The organism is Bradyrhizobium sp. USDA 4369 (genome assembly GCF_054056435.1).
In genome coordinates this window covers 3,350,491-3,374,221 of sequence record NZ_JBSRYH010000001.1, presented here as the reverse complement: position 1 = coordinate 3,374,221, position 23,731 = coordinate 3,350,491, and the positions used below count along the sequence as shown (strand labels likewise).

The following is a 23,731-nucleotide window of genomic DNA, read 5'->3' as shown; positions in this document are numbered from 1 at the left end:
TTTCTCCCAAGTAGGCGAAGGCTCGCAGCATGCACATTCTCACAAACGACGTTTCGAGAGATCGGTTGCCCTCCTCTGAGCTCGACCAGGCATCTTCCATGCCGCGCGCCCTCAGCACCGCGCCGACGATGGATCATCTCGACCAGCTGGAGGCGCAGAGCATTTACATTCTCCGCGAGGCCTTTGCACGGCTGAAGAAGCTCGCTTTGCTGTGGTCGCTGGGAAAAGATTCCAATGTGATGATCTGGCTCGCGCGCAAGGCCTTCTTCGGCCGCGTGCCGTTTCCGGCCATGCATGTCGATACCGGCAAGAAGTTTCCGGAGATGTACGCCTTCCGCGACACTTATGCGCAGGAATGGGGCCTCGATCTCCGCGTCGAGCCGTGCCCGCCGATCGACGCCGTCGATCCGACATTGCCGCCCGCGGCGCGCTCGGCCGCCCGGAAGACCGAGGGCCTGAAGATGGCGCTCGCCAAGCACGGGTTCGACGGCCTGATCGCCGGCATCCGGCGCGACGAGGAGGCGACCCGCGCCAAGGAGCGCGTGTTCTCGCCGCGCGGCGCCGAGGGCCATTGGGACGTGCGCGACCAGCCGCCGGAATTCTGGGACCATTTCAACGCCTCGCCGCCGCCGGGCGCGCATCTGCGCATCCATCCGATCCTGCATTGGACCGAGGCCGACATCTGGGCCTACACCGCGCGCGAGAACATTCCGATCATCCCGCTGTATCTCTCCAAGAACGGCAAGCGTTATCGCTCGCTCGGCGACCAGGACATCACCTTCCCCGTCGCCTCCCACGCCTCGACCATCACCGAGATTCTGGCCGAGCTCGAAAGCACCAAAGTGCCGGAGCGCGCGGGACGTGCGCTCGACCACGAGACCGAGGACGCGTTCGAGCGGCTTCGCGTCGCCGGCTATCTGTGAGCGGAGTGAGGCAATGAACATGCGCGTCCCCGCCGCTGCCCCCGCCACGCCGAACGGCACCACCCGTCCGCAGGTCAGCATCGTCATCGTCGGCCATGTCGACCACGGCAAGTCGACCCTGGTCGGCCGCCTGCTGCATGAGACCGGCAGCCTGCCCGACGGCAAGCTGGAGATGCTGCAGGCCGTCTCCGCCCGCCGCGGCATGCCGTTCGAATGGTCGTTCCTGCTCGACGCGCTGCAGACCGAGCGCGACCAGGGCATCACCATCGACACCACCCAGATCCGCTTCCGCACCAATGCACGCGAGGTCGTGCTGATCGACGCGCCCGGCCACGCCGAATTCCTGCGCAACATGATCACCGGCGCCTCGCAGGCCGACGGCGCGGTGCTGATCATCGACGCGCTCGAAGGCGTGCGCGACCAGACCCGCCGCCACGGCTATCTCTTGCATCTGCTCGGCGTGAAGCAGGTCGCCGTCGTCGTCAACAAGATGGACCGCGTCGATTTCGGCCAGGACCGTTTCAACGAGATCAAGACCGAGATCTCCGCCCACCTCGAAGGTCTCGGCGTCAAGCCGGTCGCCGTGATCCCGATCTCGGCGCGCGACGGCGATGGCGTCGCCCAGCACACCTCGCGCATCCGCTGGTATGACGGCCCGACCGTGGTCGAGGCCCTCGACGGCCTGGAGCCAGCCAAGCCGCTGTCGAGCCTGCCGCTGCGCCTGCCGGTGCAGGCGATCTACAAGTTCGACGACCGCCGCATCGTCGCCGGCCGCGTCGAGGCCGGCGAGCTCCAGACCGGCGACGAGATCGTGATCATGCCGGCCGGCAAGATCGCCAAGATCAAGACCGTCGAGGGCTGGCCGCAGACCCCGGTCACCACGGCACAAGGCGCGGGCCGGTCGGTCGGCATCACGCTCGACCGCGAGCTGTTCATCGAGCGCGGCGACGTCATCGCCCATGTCGGCCGCGAGCCGCAGGCGGCGCGCCGGCTGCACGCCCGCATCTTCTGGCTGCACGACCAGCCGCTCGCCAAGGGCGACAACATACTGGTGCGGCTCGGCACCCGCGAGGCGCGCGGCAGCGTGGTCGCGATCGAGAAGGCGGTCGACCCGGGCTCGCTGTCCAATGAGGAGAACGCCGCGATCGCGCGCAACCATGTCGGGGAGATCGAGATCGCGCTGACCCAGCCGGTCGCTGTCGATCCCTACACCGAGAACGCGCGCACCGGCCGCCTCGTCATCGAGGTCCAGGGCCGAATCGCCGGCGGCGGGCTGGTGCTGTCGATCGCGGCCGGCAAACGCGCCGCGCCGGTCGACATCATGCCGGTGGAGTCGGCGCTGCAGCCGCAGGAGCGCGCCGACCGCTATCGCCACAAGGGCGCCGTGGTGTGGATGACCGGGCTGCCCGGCGCCGGTAAGTCGACCTTGGCACGTGCGCTGGAGCGGCGGCTGTTCAGCCGTGGCGGCAACCCGGTGCTGCTCGACGGCGACACCCTGCGCGCCGGCCTCAACAAGGATCTCGGCTTCACGCCGGAGGACCGCGCTGAGAACATCCGCCGCCTCGCCGAGGTCGCGACCCATCTCGCCCGCAACGGCCAGATTGCGATCGTCGCCGCCGTGTCGCCGGCGCGCGACGACCGCGCCGCGGCCCGCCGCATCGCCGGCGATCTGTTCCGCGAGGTCCACGTCGCAACACCGGCCGAGATCTGCGAAAGCCGCGACCCCAAGGGCCATTACGCCAAGGCGCGCGCCGGCGCCTTGCAGAACTTCACCGGCATCGGCACCGACTATGAGCCGCCGCTCGACGCCGAACTCGTGATCGACACCGCCACGCGCGGAATCGCCGACGCCACCGACGAACTCGAGGCGCTGCTGTCGCGGACCGGCGTCCTGTTCGACGACATCGCCGATCTCGGCGCCAACATCTGAACGCGACCAGCGTCTCCCCCGGAAATGGGGATTGTTTCCGGGGTGAGCTCTCGCCGTCTCCACTGCTGTCATGCTCCGCGAAGGCGAAGGCGGAGCATCCAGTACTCCGCGGCAGAAGACATTGAACCGAGATGTCGCGCGGCGTACTGGATCGTCCGCCGGAGCCTGTCCTCGGGCTCGCCAGAGGCGAAACCCGGGGGCAGACGACGACAGCAGAGGCGAAAATCTCCAGATCAGCTTCACCACGACCTTGGAGCCGGTCGTGCAGGACTTTGCTTCTGTGTCGCCGCGTCAGAGCGCGCCGACATAGGCGGTGAGGTCGTCGAGCTCGGCGTCGGTCGGCTGCCGCGATTCCATCTTCTTGGCGTAGACCTCCCACATCATCTTCACCGCCTCGCGCAGTGAGCTGGTGCGGCCGTCGTGGAAATACGGCGCGGTCGACGCCACCGCGCGCAGCGCCGGCACCTTGAACTTGCCGCCGGTGCCGATGTCGTCGCGGCTCTTCTTGTCGAAGCTCGTCAGTTGATGGCAGGTGCCGCAGCCGCCATCGCCGAGATAGAGCTCGTAGCCGCGCTTCACCGCCGCGCTGGCCTCCGCCGTCGGCGTGCCATCCTCCTTGAGCTGCCAATTCGCCGGATATTTCAAGGTGCGCACATAGGCGACCAGGGCCGCCAAGGTCTCCTTCGACGGCTCCGGTCCCTTCATACGGTTGACGATGATGCCACGAATGCTGTCCTCCAAGGTCGCAGCCTGGCCGGCCCAGCCGAACACCGAGCGCTCGCCGACGCCCCAGAGCGTCGGCGTGTTGCGGCCATTGGGATCGCCATCGGCGACCACGTCGAGCCCGACATAGGTCTTGTTGTTGGTATGCCCGGTCGAGAAATGGCAGGTCGCGCAGGACGCCTTGCTGCCGCCTGAGAGGCTGGCGTCGTTGAACAGTTGCAGTCCCTTGGCGGCAAGCTCCGTCTCGGACAGCGGCGCTGGCGGTGTCTCGGCGGCAGCAGCGACATGCGGCGCCGCCTTCGGCTTCTCCGTCGCCGCAGCCGCATGCGGCGGCTGATGCGGAGCCCGGTGTGGATCCCGATTCGCGTCCTTGGGCTTTTGCCCTATCGCCGCAGCGAGCAGCGACAAGGGCTTCCCCACAATGGCAGCAAAATGCGGCGGCGTCGGCTTCGGCTCTGCCGCAGCAAGGTATGGCGCAACGGACTTGTCGGCCGCTAGTGCGGGCAGAGCGAGCAGGCCAAGACACAACACGACCGACCGCACTCCAGTCACCGACATGACTCGCCTCCCCCAACCCTCTACATGCAAATCATTGTTGATAGCTTTTACGTCCGAAGTGGGACTGTGCGGCGGCGATGAATCGACGCGCGAGTGCCGGCCGGCGCACAACCGATAGAAGTCGGCCTCAATCGCGCTTAGCCATCGGCGCGACTGCGGTCAGCGTCGCATCCGTGTGATGGGCGTCACGGTCAATGCAGGCGGGGCGTCCTAACGATACGCGCACGGCCAGCGCGCTGAGCAAGCCGCGCAGCGGACACGTCGTCCAGGCCGACGGCCATCCATCCTCGGCGCTCATTCACACACTCAAGAAGAGGTCACCATGTCGCGCTCCACCGTCACCAAGATCGGTTTCGCTCTGTCTCTCATCATCACCAGCCTCGGCGCGAAGTCGCAGGCGCAGGCCGGCGGCGCCTACGGACCCGACACCTGCAAGGTCGGCTATGTCTGGCGCGAAGCCTATCCCGGCGACCACACCTGCGTGACACCGGAGCAGCGCGCCCGCGCCGCGCTCGACAACCGCCAGGCCGGCAACCGCGTCAGCGCCACCGACCGCACCTATGGCTCCAGGACCTGCCGTCAGGGCTATGTCTGGCGCGAGGCCTATGTCGGCGACACCACCTGCGTCACCCCCGAGCAGCGCACCCGCGTGAAGTACGACAACGCCCGCGCCAACGGGCGATATCAATAAGGTCGTTCGAGACTGCTGGCAGGGCGGATGAGGAACGCGTCACCCGCCCTTTTCAGCTGCTGCACCGACGCCGCATGCATAGGCGTTGTGAGATTGACGAAATTTGGGGCGAGCTAGGCCGCACCGGAAGTCGACGCGTCTTTGCCATCGCATGAGCTGTTCACGCCGGCTCCGTCCGCGGCCTAAGTCCAAACATCGTGCCGCGTCGATCCATCGACGGCAGGCGAAGCGACGTTGCCGCGGCGGTTGCCAGCACGGCAACGACGATCCCGGCGATCACATCGATGAAGTAATGCCCTCCCACCAGCGGCGTGACCACCAGCATGCCACCATTGGTGACGATCGCGATCGGCCGGCTCCACCACACGCTCCAGCATCCCCACAGCGCCAGCGCCGCCGCCGCTGCATGGAAGCTCGGGAAAGTCACGATGCCTCCCAATTGCGTCACGTTGAGCGCCCGCAGCGATCCGTCGCGCACGAACGGCAGACGATCGAGCTGCACCAGATAGCCCGTCGCCCGGAAGTCCGCCGTCTCCGGTGGCAGGCCGTAATGCTGGTAGGTGCCGACAGCCGGAAACAGCGCCGACACCAGCGCGGTCACGAATACCGCAATCACGCAGGCCAGCGTGAACTGCTGAAGACGGAGAGGGTTCTTCGTCAACCCGAGCAACAGCGGGACGCCGAGGCCGAGCCAGCCGATCATCGCATAGAACATCGGAACGTAGCGCAGCAGCTCCGGTTGCGAGACGAAGTAGCGATAGTAGCCCGGCCAATCCAATCCGAGCAGCTCGTCGAGCCGGGCAAGGCTGTGGTCCTGCAGCGGCAGAGCCGCCGATGCCGCGATGTAGGAGAGCGGCGTGCCGCAGAGGAAGAGGATGTTGAGCTGGGCCAGCGCGAGCAGCACGAAGGCCGGCCGCAGGCCCCACGACCACCTGGAGATGATATAGCCGACCGCAGCAAACGCGGCCGCCGTTTCGACCGAGGCCAGCAGGCCACTCTCGACGACAAACGAGAACCGCGAGCCCGCCATGCAAAGTGCCACGATCAGATAGATCGCAACGAGTGCCAACCAGGTGGCGACATGCAGGCGCCGCGCGTGATTCAGCTCCGTATCAGCGTTCATCATCCCCACCCCGGTGACATCCGTAATTATACGGTAACAATCTAAGGTGAGGTTAATTGCAGTTGCACAACTCTATGCAACGCACGTTAGGGCTGAGAATATGCGATCGCGCGCAATGGGCGCGGCGCTGCTGCTTCGGCCTGGCATCCGTCGTGAAAGACAGCACACGGGTGGCATGACGCACCTGGGCGATGCGCGGACGCCGTTTCTCACCCTACGAACTACGAACTAATGACGAAGCACAGGCGTGCGTTCGTAGAGATCGGCGATACGGCAGCCGCGGTGAGGCTCAGACGATCCGTCGGCCCGGCGAAGCCGCCCACGCGGAAGAACCGAATTCTCTCGCCTGATCAAGCTGATTTGCCCTGTCCAGTCCCGCGACTAAAAATATTCCAGTTTCTTTTTTTCGGAAATCATGGTCTTCTCTCCGCATCCCGTCCCACACGAGGGACGTTTCGCGACCGTCACGGACGTCGGGTGCGGGATGCGGTGGGCGCCTTGGGCCGCGGCGTGAGCGATCATGCTGGCGGACAGCCTTAAGGCGCACGGCCAAGCCGTGGGGTCCTGGCATCCCGATGCTGATGCCACGCAAGCGACGACGCTGGCGCGTCGCGCAGGCAACGGTGACCAGAAAGCCCGGCGCACCGGGGAGACCACGGAGCAACCGTTAAAGCCATCGCGCAGGGAAGGCCGGATGTCCGGCTCGTACCTGTGGCGACTGCCGCCTGCTTTTTTGTCTGCAGGCGGGCCATGGGTGCAGCCTGCACCCGGCCTTCCCTGCGCCTCTCGTGTTCGAGAGGCGGCAAGCAGCAAAGCTCGGACGCGATCAGGCGTCGCGAGACCGAAGTCGCATGAGCCACGTCAATGTGTTGGACAGCGCATTCCCCACTCACCGCCGTCATCGCCCGGTCCGCGGGTGATGACACCGTCTTTGTTACAGTTGTCTTGAACAACTCGGCGATCAACGCCGCATGGAAGCGGAGCATCACCCGCCAGCCCGAGCAGGACGCTTGCGAGAGCCATTTCGCGTAAGGGGAACACCATTTGTTTCAAACCGCTCGCTGTCCACCCTCCCCTGGAGGGGGAGGGTCGGCGCGCGTCGCGACAGCGAGGCGCGCCGGGGTGGGGTGGCGCCACGGGCACCGGCGCCTGCGGAGAGATCACCCCACCCCGCCTCGCATCTCGCTTCGCTCGTTGCGAGCCGACCCTCCCCCTCTAGGGGAGGGTGGCAGCGGGGCGCGCGAACCGAAGCGTCTTGCATGGTCAAGGCTCGGCCCAAGCTGCACTCTTCACAGCGGCCTCCTTGCTCGGAGTCCGCCCGATCGCCCGCCCGGAACCACCTCGGCCCCAGACCAACGGCGATACCCCTCCCCCCCTTCCTTGGACCCCGCTTTGGCGCTAAATGCACTGCACGCGCCGCCCCCGAGGTGGCCATTTCAGCACGCCCAAAACACGCGCAACGTCGCTTTGACCCGAGAGAAACGTCTCATCATGACCCGTATCGACGCCCATGGACTGAAGATCGCCCCGGTTTTGTTCGACTTCATCGCCAAGGAGGCGGCACCCAAGACGGGGATCGATCCGGACGCGTTCTGGGCCGGCGTTGCCGCCATCCTGCGCGATCTCGCCCCGAAGAACCGCGCGCTACTTGCCTACCGTGACGCCCTGCAGGACAAGATCGACGCTTGGCACCTCGCCAACAAGGGCAAGGCCTTCGACCTCGGCGCCTATACGGCGTTTTTGAAGGAGATCGGGTATCTCCTGCCGGAGCCGGCGACCCACAAGGTCGAGACCGGCAATGTGGACGAGGAGATCGGCAAGATCTGCGGCCCGCAACTGGTGGTGCCGCTGACCAACGCCCGCTACGCGCTGAACGCCGCGAACGCACGCTGGGGCTCGCTGTACGACGCCTTCTACGGCACCGATGCCATCCCGCATGATCCGAGCGAGGGCGGAAAGGGCTACAACAAAGCGCGCGGCGACAAGGTGATCGCCAAGGCCAAGGCGTTCCTCGACGCGGCTGTGCCGCTCGCCACTGGCAGCCATACCGACGTGACCGCCTATAGCGTGATCGCGGGGCAGCTCTCGGCCAAGCTGAAGAGCGGCAACGCCACGGCGCTGAAGGATGCCGCGCAGTTCGCGGGCTACCAGGGCTCGGCGGAAGCGCCCAGCGTGATCCTGCTCGCCAATAACGGCCTGCACATCGAGGTGGTGATCGATCGCAGCCACGTCATCGGCAAGGACGATGCGGCCGGCGTCTCCGACATGATCCTGGAGGCCGCGGTCTCCACCATTCTCGACATGGAGGACTCGGTCGCCGCGGTCGATGCCGAGGACAAGGTGCTGGTCTATCGCAACACGCTCGGCCTGATGAACGGCACGCTGTCGGCCGATTTCGAGAAGGGCGGCAAGACGCTGACCCGCGCGCTGAACAGCGACCGCAGCTACACAACGCCGTCGGGCGGCACGCTCACCCTCCACGGCCGCAGCCTGCTGCTGATCCGCAATTGCGGGCATCACATGTTCACCGACGCGGTGCTCGACGACAAGGGCGAGGAGGTGCCGGAAGGTATTCTCGACGCTGCCGTGACCGGCCTGCTGGCGATCCACGACCTCAAGGGCCATTCCAAGGTCAAGAACAGCCGCACCGGCTCGATCTACATCGTCAAGCCGAAGATGCACGGCCCGGACGAGGTCGCGCTCACGGTCGAACTGTTCGCGCGCGTCGAGAAGCTGCTCGGCCTGCCCGAGAACAGCATGAAGGTCGGCATCATGGACGAGGAACGCCGCACCACGGTGAACCTCAAGGCCTGCATCCAGCAGGCCTCCAAGCGCATCGTGTTCATCAATACCGGCTTCCTCGACCGCACCGGCGACGAGATCCACACCTCGATGGAAGCGGGTCCGATGATCCGCAAGAACGAGATGAAGGCGCAAGCGTGGATCAAGTCCTATGAGGATTGGAACGTCGACATGGGCCTGACCTGCGGCCTCCCCGGCCATGCCCAGATCGGCAAGGGCATGTGGGCCGCGCCGGACAAGATGGCGGACATGCTGGCGCAGAAGATCGGCCACCCGCAGGCGGGCGCGACCACCGCCTGGGTGCCGTCGCCGACTGCGGCGACACTGCATGCCCTGCACTATCATCAGGTCAACGTGCACACCCGCCAGGCCGAGCTCGCCAAGGGCGGCCCGCGCGCCAAGCTCGACGACATCCTCACCATCCCGGTGTCGCAGTCGAACTGGGCGCCCGACGACGTCCGCCAGGAGATCGACAACAACTGCCAGGGCATTCTCGGCTATGTCGTGCGCTGGATCGACCAGGGCGTCGGCTGCTCCAAGGTGCCGGACATTCACGATGTCGGCCTGATGGAGGATCGTGCGACCTTGCGCATCTCCAGCCAGCATCTCGCCAACTGGCTGCATCATGGCGTCGTCACCAAGGACCAGGTGATGGACTCGCTGAAGCGCATGGCAGTGGTGGTCGACAAGCAGAATGCCGGCGATCCGCTCTACAGGCCGATGGCGCCGTCATTCGATGGCGTCGCGTTCAAGGCGGCGTGCGATCTGGTGTTCGAAGGTCGCACCCAGCCCAACGGCTACACCGAGTACATTCTCACCGCGCGGCGGCGCGAGGCGAAGGCCCAGGCCTGACGAAAAAGCCCCGGCTCGGCCGGGGCTTTTTTTATCCGCGATGAGGTATCATGATCCGCATCATATCACCGCGATGTAGCGCAGCAGCGAGATCACCCCGAGCACGATCACGATGACCCGGCAGATCTGTTTGGCCCGTCCGTCGAGCGGCAGCAGATTGATCAGGTAAAGGATCAGAATGACGACGAGGAAGGTGACGAGAGCACTGATGAGCATGAATGAGCCCCTGAAACGAGAGGAGGATGCGCTGGCGGTGATCAGCTAACCCGCTCGACGGCTGGCAGTTCCATTGTCGGAACCTGAGCGCTCAACGGTGCATCCGTAATTCCACGGAGCCAACCCTGATCCAGATTTTTACGGGTTTGCGGTCGAATGCCGAGAATCGGAGATCAACATGCTGAACCGCCTGACCATTTCCACGACGCTGAAGAGCATCATCCTGGTGACGGCATGCCTGTTTGTCGCGCTGTTCGCCTCGCGGGCCTACAATTCGTGGCAGCAGCTCAAGCTGACCGCGCGCATCGCCTCGATCGTCGATGCCTCCGAAAGCATGTTCAAGGCGATGGACAAGCTGCGGGCCGACCGCTCGACCTCGAACCGCATGGTCACCGTGGACGAGAAGGTCGAACCCGAGACCGAGCGATACGTCCGCGCGCTGCGGGACGTCGCCATGCCGTCCATGGGCCGCGCCCTGAACATCCTGCCGGGCATCGACTTTGCCGACAAGGCGGCGCTGCTCTCGCAGTTCCAGCAATTGCTGACGACGCTGAGCGATCAGCAGAAGGAATTCTGGCAGGAGGTCGCCAAACCGAAGGCGTCACGCCGGTTGGCGCTCGGCAAGGAATACATGCAGACCGAGGACAGGCTGCTGGAGACGCTCGAGAAGATCCAGGCCATTCTCGCTGCCGAGGTCAACCATGCGGATCCGACTATCGATCAGTTGCTGCAGATCAAGCAGATCGCATGGTTGCTGCGCAACACGGCCGGCGACGCCTCCTTCCTGGTTTCGAACGGGCTCGCGGCAGGCAAGATCACGCCCGAGGCGCGGCTGAACTATACCAAGGCGGTCGGCGGCGCCGAGGCCGCGTGGAAGGCGCTGGAACTGGTGACGACCGGCGCAAAATGGCCGGCGGCGATGACGACTGCGCTGGAAGCCACGCGCAAGGCCTATTTCGACGCGGAATACACCGCGCTGCGGGATCGCCTCGTCAACGCGGTCGCAAATGGCGAGACGCCGGAGATGGTGGCCAACAAATGGAGCCCGTTCACGGTTGGGCGCCTCAATGCCGCGGTTGCGGTCGCCGAGACCGCGCTTGAAACCGCAAGGACCTATATTGAGGAGCAGCATGCGGCAGCCTTGCGGACCCTCGGCGTCGAACTCTGCCTCCTGATCGCGGCAACCGTGATCGGCGGTGCCGCCCTGACGCTGGTGAGCCGTCGGGTGATCCGGCCCCTCAACAGAATGCGAGATGCCATGCTGGCGGTTGCTGGCGGCGACCTCAACGTCGAGACCGGCTACGTGCAGCGCCAGGACGAGATCGGTGCGCTGGCAGGCGCGCTCGAAACGTTCAAGCAGCAGGCCAAGGACAAGCTCGCGATCGAGGCCCAGGAGCGCCAACGCAACGAAACGACGGTCGCGCGCCAGCGGGCGATCGAAAGCTATGTGAGCGAGTTCGAGGGGCTGGTGCGCGAGTCGCTCGAACAGCTCGGTCGCGCTTCCACCGACATGCAGGCGACGTCGTCGGGCCTGACCAATGTCTCGCGGCAGACCAATGCCCGCGCCGAGGTGGCCGAGAAGGCCTCGAACGATGCTTCGATGAGCGTACAGACGGTCGCCTCCGCGGCGGAGGAACTCAACGCCTCGATTGCCGACATCAGCAAGCAGGCTTCGCATGCCGCCGGCATCGCCAGCCGCGCGGTGGAGCAGGCGCGCATGACCGACGGCACCGTGCAGGGCCTGTCGCAATCGGCCAACCGCATCGGCGAGGTGGTGGGCCTGATCAACAGCATCGCCTCACAGACCAATCTGCTGGCGCTGAACGCCACCATCGAGGCGGCGCGTGCCGGCGAGGCCGGCAAGGGCTTTGCCGTCGTTGCCTCCGAGGTCAAGACCTTGGCGAGCCAGACCGCCAAGGCGACCGACGAGATCTCCGAGCAGATCGCCGACATTCAGCGCGTCGCCAATGATGCGATCGATGCTATCCAGCGCATCGGCGGCATCATCGGCGAGGTCAACGAGGTCGCCACCGCGATCGCCGCCGCCGTGCAGGAGCAGGGCGCGGCAACGCAGGAGATTTCGCGCAGCACCCAGTTTGCCGCCGACGGCACCAAGAATGTCTCCGACAACATCACCGGGGTGAAGTCTGACGCCGACGCCGCAGCCGCCGCGGCCGAGAACGTCCGGCACGCCTCCGAGACGCTGGAGAACCAGAGCCGAAATCTCGGTCACCAGGTCACGGACTTCCTCAGCAAGATCCGAGCGGCATGAGGCGCCGGGTCAGTCGGCCGCCATCACCGGGGCCCGCTCATACTTCGCGCGCAGCGACGCCGGCGCCGGCGCCGGCGAGAAGTTGAGCTCCGCGCTCTTACGGCCGGCGCCGCGGTTTGCCACCTTGAGGCCGTCGTCGCTGGCCACGACGTCGCCCTTGCGCAAGGTCGGGTCGTTGTCGATCGACACCTGCGCGAGGCCGAAATGGTCCTTGCCGTTGCAGGTGCAGCTGTCGACCACCTCGGTGCGATAGCGGAAGGCGTTGGGCAGCGCCGAATAGGGCTTGCCGCTCTCGGTCTCGGCGCCGTCGATCGAACTGCCATAGACGATCTCGGTCTTGGCGGCCGGGCAGAAGCTGTTGCAGGCCGCTTCCTTGCTCTGGTCGCCGGTGGCGCCGAGCGGGAAGTAGCGGCCATCACAGGTCCGGACGCACCATGCGACACTGCCGCCGCCACCGCGGTAGGTGACCTCGCCGCGCGGCGCGGGGCGCGGCGCAGGTGCCTCATCGGCGAACGGCATTCGGACATAAGGCTGCGGCGCCTGCCGGGCATTGAAGCCGCCGAACAGCGCCGAGAAAAAGTCCTGCGCATGCGCCGCACTCGTCCCGGACAGCGCGGCTGCCGTCGCCATGGTTGCGATCGCGATGGCCGCGAATGTGCTTCGACTGGTCATGGCTCAGCTCTCCGATCAGTTCACGGCCGCCACCGGCAGCGACATCGCCTGCCGCCCGGACGGCAGCGGGGTCCCGCGCGCCGGTGTCGTGCGAGCCTGCAGCGACGCGTTCTTCGGCAGCACGACGACCTTGCTGCCCAGCTGCACCCGGCTGAACAGGTCGGTGACGTCCTCATTGGTGAGGCGAATGCAGCCCGACGAGACGAACTTGCCGATCGTGGTCGGGTCGTTGGTGCCGTGGATGCGGTATTCGCTGGAGCCGAGATACATCGCGCGCGCACCAAGCGGATTGCCGGGACCGCCGGCCATGAAGCGCGGCAGGTAGGGTTGGCGCGCGATCATTTGGGCCGGCGGATGCCAATCCGGCCATTCCGCCTTGCGGGTGATGGTCTGCACGCCCGTCCAGGTAAAGCCTTCCCGGCCGACACCCACGCCGTAGCGCAACGCCCGGCCACCGCCGAGCACGTAGTACAGATAGGTGTTGCCGGTATCGATGATGATCGTCCCCGGCGCCTCCCGCGTATCCAGGTTGACGATCGTGCGGCGCAGCCGGTCCGGCAGCAGGCTGTCCTCGTCCTGCGCGGTGTTGGGCGCTGTCGACTCATCGGGCGGAAAGGCTTGCTGCTCAAGCGGCGCATAACCGAGGCTTTGTGCGCGAGCATCTGTCACGGCAGGCCCGAGCAGGAGAGCGACAGTACCGGCCATCACGATGGCGGTCCGCCGCGAGAAGCGACGCGCGCCGGAAACAAGCTGTGTCATGGAGTGCCCCTGTCAAACGAGCATCGCGGTGCGACGCATGATTGTTTCTCCAACGCCCATCGGCGCGCCGCAGTTCCGGCCCGATGTGGCTCCTCTACATCAGTCAAGCCAGCAGGCCCTCACGTTCACGCGACGGAACCCGATGCCACCTTCGTGTGTTGGCGCAGGACAGAACGTCGCCGGCGGGAGAGCTGCGCGCGAGAGCTCCATCGGGGGAAACAATGGTGCGTGTACTTCCCACCGAGCGGGTGATCGCTGGCGGCAACGACAGCTCAGCCCTGAGCGAGAGCCGTCACGAGATCCCTCCCGTCATCAAGCGCGCCGAAATCGTCGCCGTTGCCCTGGTCATTCTGACGGCGATCTGCGTCACCGGCGTCCTCTACATCGCCAAGGGTTTTTTTCTTCCGATCGTCATGGCATTCGTGGTCGGAACGATGCTGTCGCCATCGGCCAACTTCCTCGAGCGCCATCGTGTGCCGCGCGGGGTCGGCGCGGTGCTCATCGTGATCGCGGTCGCTGCCGGACTTGCCTTCATCATCGGCCTGATCTCGGCACCGGTGCTCGACTGGACCAACCGACTTCCTGAACTCGCCACCCAGCTCAAGGCCAAGCTGCACGTATTCGACCGACCGCTCGCGATGTGGCACGAGATGCAAGTGGCGATTGGCGGCGGCAGCGCGCAGGCGCCACCGAGCCTCGAGCTGCCGAAATTCGACTGGGTGCAGCCGACCATCGAGTTCCTGTCGCCGACCTTCACGGAATTCCTGCTGTTCTTCGCGACGCTTGTCCTGTTCATCGCGAGTTGGCGCGATCTGCGGCGCACCCTGATCATGACCTTCGGCGACCATGATGCGCGGCTGCGGACGCTGCGCATCCTCAATGAGCTCGAACTGCATCTCGGCAATTATCTGCTGACCGTTACACTCATCAATACGGGCGTTGGCGTCGCGACCGGCCTCGCCTGCGCGCTCACGGGCATGCCCAATCCGGCCGGCCTCGGCGCGCTCGCCGCCACGTTGAACTTCATTCCGATCATCGGGCCCATCGCGATGTTCTGCGTCCTGATTCTGGTCGGCTTGATCGCATTCCCCACCTTGAGCGGCGGGATGGTCGCGCCCCTCATCTTCGCCGCGATCACCTTCATGGAGGGGCATTTTGTGACGCCGACGATCATCGGCAGACGCCTGGCACTCAATGCGCTCGCCGTATTCATCGCGCTCGCCTTCTGGACGTGGCTATGGGGACCGATGGGCGCCTTCCTTGCCTCGCCGCTGCTCATCGTGGCGCTCATCGTGAAGGAGCATCTGCTGCCGGACACTTCGCCGCAACTACCCGCGGACTAATTCGGTTTCATTCAAGGAACTTCGACTGACACACCGCGTTTGTCGAGCTGATGTACACCGCTTTGCTCCAGGAGCTGCCAATGCCGCCAACCCATGGTGACACCGCGCCAAATGATCTTGCCGACAAAGCGAATTATGAACGCCTGCAGAAGGATGTCCACGCCGTGAAGAACGATATCGCAGCCCTCACCGACCAGATCACCGACGTGCTCAACGCCTTTGCCGGTCAGGCCGGCAAGCAGGCGCGCAGCGGCTATCGCCAGGCGCGCGAGAACATGGACCAGACGATCGACGACATGTCCGAGCGCGGTGGCGCCATGTTCAGCGCTGCGCAGGACGCGGCGAACTCAATCGAAGAGCGGCTGGAAGACGTGATCTCGCAGCGCCCCCTCGCGACCGTGGGCCTCGCGCTCGGCCTCGGCTTTCTCATCGGGGTGACCTGGAAGCGCTGACTTGGCGCAAGCCATGCAGCACATCCAAACAGCGACAACATCGGCGCCGCCCCCGGCGCCGATTTGACTTCAATTGAACACCATCGGCTGAATAGGGAGAAGGCTCATGCTTGAGCGCATGGTCGCAAGCCTCAAGGAATCGACCGGGCACACGATCCGACTGACATCCCTGGCGCTGGTCGCGGGGGCCGGCTTGTTCGTCACGACGTCCTTCCTCTGTGCTGCCGCCTTCGTCGCAGTGTTCGAACGCCATGGCTTGGTCGCGGCGTGTCTCACGGGGGCGGCGATCTTCTTTGTCGTCACGTTGATTGCTATGCTGATCTATATGGTTGGTAAGCGGTCGCGCACGGCAAACGCAGCACGTCCCGCAGAGGCTGCGCGGAGCGCTGCCCAGTCGACCCTTGCCGATCCCATACTGCTGGCCAGCGGCCTGCAGCTGATGCAGATGATCGGAGTGAAGCGCCTCATACCCATTCTTGCGATCGGAGGGATAGCTCTCGGCCTTCTGGCCCGCGGCCAGATGGCGGACAATCCTGATCCGGCAGAGTAAGGACTGAGGTGTCGGCCTCAATCCTGATTGCTCAATTCTGGATGCTAATCATCAGGCGATTTAGATCCCGTGATCACATCAGCAAGCTGACTGCGGAAACGAGCCCGCGAGGCCTGCAGGGCTTCCACTTCGTGGCAGGACCGTCAGGTTACGCACCGTCCGGGCTGAAGGCGCTTCGCGATCTCGGTCAGAACCGACACTGACGGCTCACACGCGACCGGCCGCTGGGCTTCCCGCCGCTCGGTTTCGGTCGTGATGAGCTGTGATCCCTGCGGCCGAGCCCCCTGCCCGTCGCGCAGGCCTTTGGTGGTGAGCGGCAACCGCAACAGGAACGAAGTATCTGCAAACGCGGCGAGCTTGATCGAGACCGTCTGAGTCGGTGCGGCCTCCGCAATCGAGGCGGCCCGATCTGTCTTGCTTGCGCGGTTCACGTTGGTCGCAACAGACGCCAGGGCCTTCTCAGGCGCTTGGGCCGGCAGTTCGGAAGCGAGATCATGCCCCGATGCCAATTGCATCGCGCCTGCCAGCAGCGCGGAAGCTGTGACCGCGCCCAAAACAACCAGTTTTCCTGTCAGCGACATGTCTGTGCTCCCTCACCTCGCGGGCGATCAGCATCTCAACGTGGGTCGCGGGAACTGGGTTCTCGGACGGGCAAATCACTTAAGCGTGTATGAACAAAGACGAGCCGTCGGCAAAAAAGTTGGGCGCGCTGGGAACGATTTCGCGCGGCGGGAGTCATCATGACAGCCGGTTATTCCCCCTGCCCCATTGACCGGCGATGCGGGGCACCGCCGTGGTGATGCCGGCGGTGCCTCGCTTCCTTTTGTGCTGCTGGTTCCCGCGCGCATTCCGTCAGGCTTGATGACGGAGTATATTGCCGGCCTCCTCGAGACGAGGCCTATTTCGGAATCCCTCATGAACAAGAGATTTGTCGACGGCGCGTTCGCCTCGGCTGTTGCATTGCTGAGCCTGCTCCCGCTCCTCGCAGCGGCGGAGAACGCCAAGCCCCCCCTAAACGGCACTTGGGCGCAGGAGATCGTGACACGTTTGAGGGCCGCACGCCGATATCCCTTGCAGGCTTCAAGCCAGGGCGGTCATGCCAGGGTGATTGTCCATTTGGATGGTACGGGACATCTCATCTCCGTCGCGCTGATTGAAAGCACCGGCGACGCCCTCCTCGACCGTGAAGCTCTGGCCATGGTTGAACGCGCTCAACCCTTCCCTCCCCCACCTGGATTGGTTGTGGATGATGACGGTCCGACATTTGTGGTTCCGGTTTTCTTCGCTCCACGCCCCCTTTCGACCGTCCTGGACTTCGAGGAGGCGAAGCGAAACGATGCCCTCCTCAGAGCGCGGCTCAACGGCATCTGCCGCGACTGCTGAAGGCGATCTTTCCTGCGTGCAAAAAAACGGCGCGCTCCGCTCGGAACGCGCCGGAAATAGCTAAATCCAAACAGCGTCTCAGGCAGCCGGCTTGGGCATCCTGTTGCGCGAATTGCGCTGGAAGAACAGAGCCTGGCTCGCAACAGCGGACACCATTGCCGGCTGGAAGGGCTTGGAAATGAGGAACGCCGGCTCCGGTCGCTCGCCGGTGAGGAACCGCTCCGGATAGGCGGTGATGAAAACCACCGGCACCTCGAAGGTCCGCAGCAACTCGTTCACGGCATCGAGCCCCGAGGAACCGTCTGCAAGCTGAATATCTGCCAGGATCAGGCCTGGCTTCTTGTTCTTTGCGAGCGCGACCGCGTCTGCATGCGTCCGCGCGACACCGATGACGTTGTGCCCGAGATTCTTGATCAGGCTCTCGAGGTCCATGGCGATAAAGGTTTCGTCCTCGATGATGAGAACGTCGGTCGCGATCTCTGCAGCAAGCTCCCGGCCGGCCGCATCCGCGAGTCGCCGCGTCTCCGCGACGTCGATGTCGAGGATGAAAGCCACTTCCTCCTCGGGGAAGCCCTCGAGCGACAACAACAGGAACGCCTGGCGCGGTAACGGAGTGATATTGGAGAGCCGCCGCTCTGGCGGCATCGGCAAGGTCGCGACCTCCGCGTCATCGTTCAGGGCGACCGAGTTCCAGATCTGAGTAAACAGTCGGAAAAGACCCGCGCGCGCGCCGTACCGCTCGTCGAGCAGGGCCGGGTCCTGGATCAGAGCCTCCAGCATCGCGCCGACATAAGCATCCCCGGACCCCTGGCTACCGGTGAGGGCACGGGCATACCGGCGCAACAGCGGCAAATGTTCAGCAACTAGCTGTGATCGGCTCATCCCCACTCCATTCGGTATTCTGGGCTTCCGCCCCGGTTCCATGATGAGCTGATTACGCCTGAAACGAAGAAAAGTTCCCAAAACGCGTGGAACTTTTGTGGGCCGGTCGCATTAGTTCCCGACAGCCCCCCTCGATGGCGAGGATAATTCTTGAAGCTTCAGGGACTTAACTCTCGGGGAAACGTGGAAAAGGTCATGAAAGATGTAAAGTCTCAAGCCAGCAAGAATGCGGCACCGCGCAAGCCCGGCGGACTGAACGCGGAGATCCAATCGAGAATTGGTCATCAACTTCGCGCGATGTACGACGATGTCGTCCGTCAGGGGGTACCTGACCGGTTCACGGATCTGATCCGCAAGCTTGATGTACCGGCAGCACAGTCCCACGTGGAGAACGGCGGGGGATCCACCGACCAAAACGACGGGAGGGAGTGAATGCCTCTCACTGATTCCTTGCGGGACGATATCCTCGCGGCCGTCCCAAGCCTCCGCGCATTTGCGATTTCCTTAAGTGGCAACAGCGATCGCGCCGATGACCTCGTGCAGGAAACCCTGCTGAGAGCCTTGGCGAACATCGACTCATTCCAACCGGGCTCCAATCTGCCCGCGTGGCTGTTTACGATTTTGCGCAATCTGTTCCGCTCTGATTACCGCAAACGCCGGCGCGAGGTGGAAGATGCCGAGGGCAACTACGCCAAGACGCTGAAGACGCATCCGTCGCAAGGTGCTCACCTCGAATTCGAGGAATTCCGCGCGGCGCTCGAGAAGCTGCCACAGGACCAGCGCGAAGCGCTCATCCTGGTGGGAGCGTCGGGCTTCTCTTACGAGGACGCCGCCGCGATCTGCGGCTGCGCCGTGGGCACCATCAAGAGCCGCGTCAACCGCGCGCGCTCGAAGCTCGCGGCGCTGCTGTATGTCGAAGGTGCAGAGGATTTCGGCCCGGACGAGACCGTCCGCGCAGTGATCGGCGGCAGCGGCGGCTGACCCGTCTGAACGGACTCATCAAACACAAACGGCGGCCCCCTGTGGGGCCGCCGTTTGATTTTGACAACCAATCACGATGACACATCGCGTTCGTGAAGACAGCGGCGTCGGTCTAACGAGACGGATGCACGGGCGCTGAGAACTGCTCGGTGCGATCGCGCTCAGTGATGTCGACGACCGTTTCCATCGGAGCGGTCAGTTCATAGACATAGCTGGCCTCGGTGAAGAACCGCTTCGACGTGCCACCCAGCGCTTCCGGCGCAACGCGATCGAGCAGGATCAGACCGAAATCACTATCCGGCCGCCGGGTCGCTTCGCTGGTGTTGAACTCCTCCCAGCGGAACTGGAAGACGGCATTCGGCTCCTCGCCGGTCACATCCCATTTCGCAGTGATGTGCGGGTGCTTGCCCACCAGCGACAGCCCCTCGTCGGAGTGGGAGGCCAGTTCGAAGAACAGCAGCGACAGGCTCTGCGCCGCCCGCGCGCTCACGGTGATGTCGGGACCGGTGACGGCGATCCGATCCGCATGCGGAATGGCGCGCGACTCGAACAGGCCGCGCAGCTGGACCCCCTGCCACTGGCTCTCGCTCAGCAGCGTGACGACGTTGGACATGGCGTGGATGCGCCCGATCAGGAGTTCTCGCGCCACATCGATATCGCTGCCATGGCGCAACGTGCGCGTCACGATCGACTGGATCACCGCCAGGATGTTCTTGACCCGATGATTCAGCTCGTCGATGACGGCCGTCAGGCGGCGTTCAAAGCCGATCCGCACCTGGATCTCGCGGCTCAGGCGTAAATTGTTATAAGCGACGTAGCCGAACAGGCCGCAGATGATACCGGTCAGCGCGATCCCGATCACGCCGACGATCGCGGCGGTCTGCTGGGCTCGCCGAACCGAATTGCTCTTGGCGTAATAGACCAGCGACCAATCATGATTGCCAAAGGTGACGGTTCGCGTTGACGACGGCGCCGGCGCGTCCGCCCCGCGGGTCCTGCCGGACACGGCGCCCTGATCATTGGCGACCAGCTCATCGGAGGCGTTGCGAGGATCCTTGAGCGCCACCGAGAACAGAGAAAGATCGTCATTGGTCAGGAGCAGCGGACCGATCTCGTAGGAGAACGTGACGAATCCGGCCGGTGCCGTCGCCCCCTGCGGGACGACCGGGGCCGCCAGCACAATCCCGATCGGTCCATTCGCGCGCAACAGGGGCGTCGGGTCGGACGCGACCGGCTTGCCCTCGGCCATGGCGCGCGCCAGCATGGGTCCGACGATCGGCTGCCGATCCAGAGCCACGCCGGGAAGCTTCAAGGTATCGGCGTTGCGCGGCTCAAGATCCATCAAGACGTCGATTGGACCCGTCAGAGTCGCTGCATCCAACATCTTATCGTCATAATTGCGAATAGTCGGGTTGGGGAAGCCCGCTTGGCGCAGCTCCGCCTGCGCGATCGGGAGCTCATCGGGCCGCAGCCGTGCGATCCAAGACGCCACGACGAAATCGGTCTTGAAGGCGTAGATCGAGGAGCGCAGCGGCTCCAGCATGTTCGCCTTGATGACGGACGGAGCCCGGAACAGCCCGGAGGCCACCCGGGCCAGTAATTCACGCTCGGTCAGACGGTCCTGGACAAGGCTTGCATGCACGTCGATGGCGCGTGCCAGCGCGATGCGATCGATCGCCAGCTCCTGATCGTGAACCCGGTAAGCCGCCAAGCCGGATAACGCCGTTCCAATTAGCGCAATCACACCGATGATGACACCCAGCCGGAGCACTCGTTTACTCTGTAATCAAGGGTTGTGGGAGGAGGACACGAGACATCCAATAAATGGGCCTGCTACTCTTTAAACGAGCGCCTCGTTACGAGCAAAAATTGATCGGGAAGACGACCCCCGGGGTCAAGCAGAACCACCACGCTTGGCATACGCGTTTTCGGCCAGCCACACTCCGGGCTCAGGAAACCTCGGGCAGATCAAGTTGTTCCGGCCCGGTAAGGCTTTTTTGCGTCTCGCCGCTTCGGATCGTTAAGGCCCGGAACGCCCGGTCGCTGCGGTTGGATCAGCTCCATGCTCCGGGCGACCGTTCAAGCAGGGACTGCCGCGGCGCCGGCCCCGATCATGCAAGTTCGAAGCACGCCGCCGAAGACGGCTGGCCGGCACATCTCAGATCCTCTGCCGGATGCAGAGTTCAAGCGGTCGCTGTCAGCCCACCCTTCGCTTCGATGAAGCTGATGATCCGGTCGAGCCCCTGACTCTTCTTCATGTTGGTCATGACGAAGGGACGCTCGCCGCGCATGCGCTTGGCGTCCGTCTCCATCTTCTCGAGAGAGGCGCCCACATGCGGCGCCAGGTCGATCTTGTTGATCACCAGAAGGTCGGACCGCGTGATGCCGGGGCCGCCCTTCGAGGGGATCTTGTCGCCGGCCGCGACGTCGATGACGTAGATGGTGATGTCGGCCAGCTCCGGCGAGAAGGTTGCAGCGAGGTTGTCACCGCCCGACTCGATCAGAACGAGATCGAGTCCGGGAAACTTCGCCCGCATGTCGGCGACCGCTGCGAGATTCATGGACGCATCCTCGCGGATCGCCGTATGCGGACAGCCGCCGGTCTCCACGCCCGCAATGCGGTCCGGTGTCAACGAGCCCGAGCGGACCAGGTATTCAGCGTCCCATTTGGTGTAGATGTCGTTCGTGATCGCCGCGATGTCATAGCGTCCTCGCATCGACTTGCAGAGGAGATCCATCAGCGCGGTCTTGCCGGATCCGACCGGACCACCAACCCCCACGCGAAGCGGCCCATGCGACGTAGCCATATCAAATGTCCTCTTGTCATCCCCGTGGAATGGGGATCGATAACCCATCAGGCCCGTTCCGCCGCCGTACAAGTCTCGTCCTGCCGCCGCTCATGACAACGACTCGCGTTGACAATCGGGCCGAGATGACGATCCAGGCAGCTCACGAACGGAACAGCCTCGTATACTGTGTTTCGTGACGCAGACTGGCAATATCGGCCCTGAAGGTCGTACTGCCGATGTCATCGAGCGAAGCCGAGATCGCCCGCGCCGCGGTGGCGGTCACGATTGGCTCGAGCGCGGCCAGCACGCGCTGGCTGTCGGTCTGCCCCAGTGGAATCAATCGGCTTCCCGCCGAAATCCAATTCGACGTCACCGCGTGAAGGAAAGCGTGCAGCAGCAGGCGTGACGGAATGCCATGGGCAGCGCCCACCACGCCGACGGCGGCGGGATACACCATAGTCTCGCATTGCGACACGGCGTCGTCGAGACCCGGGGAATTCCACGCCGAACGCGCGATCTCGATGAAGGCACGGCCTTGCGCGGTCGTCTCCAATTGCCGCTCCCGCGACGGCACGAAAGCAGCGGCAAGCTCCGCAACCTCGCGCAGGCGGTCGATGTCGCCGAGCTCCATTGCGCGATGCGCATGCACGAGAAAAACCGCATCGCAGAAGCCGGAGCCGTCGGCCAGCATCGCCGAGAGCCAGCCGCGAAGCGAACCGGCATCGTCGACGTCGCCGGCTTCGACGGCCCACTCGATGCCGCTCGAATAGGCGAAGCCGCCCACCGGGAAAGCGGGCGACAACCACGTCATCAAACGGTAGAGCGCCGAATGATCCAGCTCGGTCACCGCCGCCGAGGCGTGCGGCCGCTCACTTGCGGTCATGAGCATGGGCATGGCCGTGATGATGATGGCCGTGGCCGCAGTGCTCGTCATGCACATGGTCATCATGTGCGTGACCGTGGTCATGGCCGTGATGCGCATGCTCGTGCCCGCCATGATCGTGATGATGATCGTGGCCATGATGGTGATCGTGTTCGTCATGGCCCTGCGCATGGCTGGGCTCGGCATAGGCGCCGCCTTCCGGATCGAACGGCGCCTCGATCTCGATGACCCGCGCGCCGAGACCCTTCACCATCGCCTCGATGACATGGTCACGGCGGATGCGCAGGCTCTTGGCCATGATCTGGGTCGGCAGATGCCGGTTGCCGAGATGCCAGGCGAGCCGCACCAGATGGTGCGGATCGCTGGCGCGGATCTCCAGCAGCGGCTCCGCCGCGGCCACGACCTCGACCAGCCGGCCGTCCTCCAGCACCAGGGCATCGCCGCCGCGAAGCGCGGTGGCGTGCTCGAGGTCGAGCAGGAATGCGAGCCCGCGCGTGCCGGTCATCGCCAGCCTTCGCCGATGCCGATCGTCGAAATCGAGCAGGACGGAATCGGCAGCCGCCTCTGTCCAACGATGCTGCCCGAGCACGCGCGTGGCGCGGATCATGCTGACTTCCTCATCTTGTAATTCCGCTCAGCGGACATCGACCCTCTCGGGCGTAATGATCTCGATCTTCGGCGGCGCCGCCATGCACTTCACGGCCACCCGCCCGAACGTCTTCATGTGTTCGGTCGCGCGGTGCGGCACCAAAGCCTCGGCGTTTTCCCACTGCTCGACAAAGACCATCCGGCTCGGATCGGTGACGCTTTCGTGCAAGTCATAGGCGATATTGCCGGGTTCCTTGCGGGTCCCCGCGATACAGGCGGTCGCCGCGGCAATGAATTCCGCGCGGGTTTCAGGCTTGATGGTCAAGGTGGCAACGACATAGATCACGAAGCAGTCCTCC

The 23,731-nt window shown here is 64.6% G+C and carries 23 protein-coding genes; 11 read left to right on the top strand and 12 right to left on the bottom strand.

Annotated elements, in window-relative coordinates:
* Positions 1 to 128 precede the first annotated feature (128 nt).
* Complete coding sequence (gene cysD, locus ACVIJ6_RS15250; RefSeq protein WP_456776993.1) at positions 129 to 923, top strand: sulfate adenylyltransferase subunit CysD; 795 nt, start codon at positions 129 to 131, stop codon at positions 921 to 923.
* A gap of 13 nt (positions 924 to 936) precedes the next feature.
* Entirely contained in the window at positions 937 to 2,853 is a 1,917-nt protein-coding gene (cysC, locus tag ACVIJ6_RS15245; RefSeq protein WP_456773360.1) for an adenylyl-sulfate kinase, read from the top strand.
* 291 nt (positions 2,854 to 3,144) lie between these two features.
* Here cysC and ACVIJ6_RS15240 read toward each other — a convergent pair whose 3' ends face one another.
* Complete coding sequence (locus ACVIJ6_RS15240) at positions 3,145 to 4,134, bottom strand: cytochrome-c peroxidase (protein ID WP_456773359.1); 990 nt, start codon at positions 4,132 to 4,134, stop codon at positions 3,145 to 3,147.
* A gap of 322 nt (positions 4,135 to 4,456) precedes the next feature.
* On the opposite strand from ACVIJ6_RS15240, the gene ACVIJ6_RS15235 reads away from it, so the two are divergent.
* The gene (locus tag ACVIJ6_RS15235) at positions 4,457 to 4,825 is read left to right on the top strand and encodes a hypothetical protein (RefSeq protein WP_456773358.1); all 369 of its coding nucleotides are present in this window, start codon (positions 4,457 to 4,459) and stop codon (positions 4,823 to 4,825) included.
* Positions 4,826 to 4,985: 160 nt separating this feature from the next.
* Here the strand turns inward: ACVIJ6_RS15235 and ACVIJ6_RS15230 are convergent, their stop codons facing one another.
* Complete coding sequence (locus ACVIJ6_RS15230; RefSeq protein ID WP_456773357.1) at positions 4,986 to 5,948, bottom strand: phosphatase PAP2 family protein; 963 nt, start codon at positions 5,946 to 5,948, stop codon at positions 4,986 to 4,988.
* Between the two features lie 1,491 nt (positions 5,949 to 7,439).
* On the opposite strand from ACVIJ6_RS15230, the gene ACVIJ6_RS15225 reads away from it, so the two are divergent.
* Positions 7,440 to 9,602 carry a malate synthase G gene (locus ACVIJ6_RS15225; RefSeq protein ID WP_456773356.1) on the top strand — a complete coding sequence of 721 codons (2,163 nt, stop codon included), beginning with the start codon at positions 7,440 to 7,442 and terminating at the stop codon, positions 9,600 to 9,602.
* A gap of 60 nt (positions 9,603 to 9,662) precedes the next feature.
* Here ACVIJ6_RS15225 and ACVIJ6_RS15220 read toward each other — a convergent pair whose 3' ends face one another.
* Positions 9,663 to 9,818 carry a Thivi_2564 family membrane protein gene (locus ACVIJ6_RS15220; RefSeq protein ID WP_172110058.1) on the bottom strand — a complete coding sequence of 52 codons (156 nt, stop codon included), beginning with the start codon at positions 9,816 to 9,818 and terminating at the stop codon, positions 9,663 to 9,665.
* 178 nt (positions 9,819 to 9,996) lie between these two features.
* Here ACVIJ6_RS15220 and ACVIJ6_RS15215 point away from each other — a divergent pair, with 178 nt between their 5' ends.
* Positions 9,997 to 12,090 (top strand): methyl-accepting chemotaxis protein, encoded by a 2,094-nt coding sequence (locus tag ACVIJ6_RS15215; protein WP_456773355.1) that lies wholly within the window; start codon positions 9,997 to 9,999, stop codon positions 12,088 to 12,090.
* 9 nt (positions 12,091 to 12,099) lie between these two features.
* On the opposite strand, the gene ACVIJ6_RS15210 is transcribed toward ACVIJ6_RS15215, so the two are convergent.
* Both ACVIJ6_RS15210 and ACVIJ6_RS15205 read right to left on the bottom strand, forming a co-directional pair.
* On the bottom strand, positions 12,100 to 12,762 hold the full coding sequence (locus tag ACVIJ6_RS15210) for a DUF2865 domain-containing protein (RefSeq protein WP_456773354.1): 663 nt from the start codon (positions 12,760 to 12,762) through the stop codon (positions 12,100 to 12,102).
* Between the two features lie 15 nt (positions 12,763 to 12,777).
* Positions 12,778 to 13,521 carry a L,D-transpeptidase gene (locus ACVIJ6_RS15205; protein WP_456773353.1) on the bottom strand — a complete coding sequence of 248 codons (744 nt, stop codon included), beginning with the start codon at positions 13,519 to 13,521 and terminating at the stop codon, positions 12,778 to 12,780.
* Positions 13,522 to 13,745: 224 nt separating this feature from the next.
* On the opposite strand from ACVIJ6_RS15205, the gene ACVIJ6_RS15200 reads away from it, so the two are divergent.
* The 3 genes from ACVIJ6_RS15200 to ACVIJ6_RS15190 all read left to right on the top strand — a co-directional run bounded on the left by ACVIJ6_RS15200 (position 13,746) and on the right by ACVIJ6_RS15190 (position 15,866).
* Positions 13,746 to 14,864 carry an AI-2E family transporter gene (locus tag ACVIJ6_RS15200; protein ID WP_456773352.1) on the top strand — a complete coding sequence of 373 codons (1,119 nt, stop codon included), beginning with the start codon at positions 13,746 to 13,748 and terminating at the stop codon, positions 14,862 to 14,864.
* A gap of 80 nt (positions 14,865 to 14,944) precedes the next feature.
* A complete protein-coding gene (locus ACVIJ6_RS15195; RefSeq protein ID WP_456773351.1) occupies positions 14,945 to 15,316 on the top strand; it encodes a DUF883 family protein in 372 nt (123 codons plus the stop codon).
* A gap of 106 nt (positions 15,317 to 15,422) precedes the next feature.
* Positions 15,423 to 15,866, top strand: a complete 444-nt coding sequence (locus ACVIJ6_RS15190) for a hypothetical protein (protein ID WP_456773350.1) — start codon at positions 15,423 to 15,425, stop codon at positions 15,864 to 15,866.
* Positions 15,867 to 16,009: 143 nt separating this feature from the next.
* Here the strand turns inward: ACVIJ6_RS15190 and ACVIJ6_RS15185 are convergent, their stop codons facing one another.
* Positions 16,010 to 16,447 (bottom strand): hypothetical protein, encoded by a 438-nt coding sequence (locus ACVIJ6_RS15185; protein WP_456773349.1) that lies wholly within the window; start codon positions 16,445 to 16,447, stop codon positions 16,010 to 16,012.
* Positions 16,448 to 16,781: 334 nt separating this feature from the next.
* Here ACVIJ6_RS15185 and ACVIJ6_RS15180 point away from each other — a divergent pair, with 334 nt between their 5' ends.
* Positions 16,782 to 17,249, top strand: a complete 468-nt coding sequence (locus ACVIJ6_RS15180) for an energy transducer TonB family protein (protein ID WP_456773348.1) — start codon at positions 16,782 to 16,784, stop codon at positions 17,247 to 17,249.
* Positions 17,250 to 17,327: 78 nt separating this feature from the next.
* On the opposite strand, the gene ACVIJ6_RS15175 is transcribed toward ACVIJ6_RS15180, so the two are convergent.
* Complete coding sequence (locus ACVIJ6_RS15175; protein WP_041751727.1) at positions 17,328 to 18,131, bottom strand: response regulator; 804 nt, start codon at positions 18,129 to 18,131, stop codon at positions 17,328 to 17,330.
* Positions 18,132 to 18,326: 195 nt separating this feature from the next.
* Here ACVIJ6_RS15175 and ACVIJ6_RS15170 point away from each other — a divergent pair, with 195 nt between their 5' ends.
* Both ACVIJ6_RS15170 and ACVIJ6_RS15165 read left to right on the top strand, forming a co-directional pair.
* Entirely contained in the window at positions 18,327 to 18,563 is a 237-nt protein-coding gene (locus tag ACVIJ6_RS15170; RefSeq protein ID WP_012046819.1) for a NepR family anti-sigma factor, read from the top strand.
* On the top strand, positions 18,564 to 19,112 hold the full coding sequence (locus ACVIJ6_RS15165) for a sigma-70 family RNA polymerase sigma factor (protein ID WP_006612137.1): 549 nt from the start codon (positions 18,564 to 18,566) through the stop codon (positions 19,110 to 19,112).
* A 112-nt stretch (positions 19,113 to 19,224) separates the two neighbouring features.
* Here ACVIJ6_RS15165 and ACVIJ6_RS15160 read toward each other — a convergent pair whose 3' ends face one another.
* The 5 genes from ACVIJ6_RS15160 to ACVIJ6_RS15140 all read right to left on the bottom strand — a co-directional run bounded on the left by ACVIJ6_RS15160 (position 19,225) and on the right by ACVIJ6_RS15140 (position 23,718).
* Positions 19,225 to 20,883: a CHASE domain-containing protein gene (locus tag ACVIJ6_RS15160; protein WP_456773347.1), complete on the bottom strand. Its 1,659-nt coding sequence runs from the start codon at positions 20,881 to 20,883 to the stop codon at positions 19,225 to 19,227.
* 412 nt (positions 20,884 to 21,295) lie between these two features.
* A complete protein-coding gene (ureG, locus tag ACVIJ6_RS15155; RefSeq protein WP_456773346.1) occupies positions 21,296 to 21,919 on the bottom strand; it encodes an urease accessory protein UreG in 624 nt (207 codons plus the stop codon).
* A 142-nt stretch (positions 21,920 to 22,061) separates the two neighbouring features.
* Positions 22,062 to 22,784: an urease accessory protein UreF gene (locus ACVIJ6_RS15150; RefSeq protein WP_456776992.1), complete on the bottom strand. Its 723-nt coding sequence runs from the start codon at positions 22,782 to 22,784 to the stop codon at positions 22,062 to 22,064.
* Positions 22,771 to 23,391 (bottom strand): urease accessory protein UreE, encoded by a 621-nt coding sequence (locus ACVIJ6_RS15145; RefSeq protein ID WP_456773345.1) that lies wholly within the window; start codon positions 23,389 to 23,391, stop codon positions 22,771 to 22,773. The genes ACVIJ6_RS15150 and ACVIJ6_RS15145 overlap by 14 nt, the downstream gene beginning before the upstream one ends.
* Before the next feature lie 27 nt (positions 23,392 to 23,418).
* Positions 23,419 to 23,718 (bottom strand): putative quinol monooxygenase, encoded by a 300-nt coding sequence (locus ACVIJ6_RS15140; protein ID WP_456773344.1) that lies wholly within the window; start codon positions 23,716 to 23,718, stop codon positions 23,419 to 23,421.
* Positions 23,719 to 23,731: the final 13 nt, after the last annotated feature.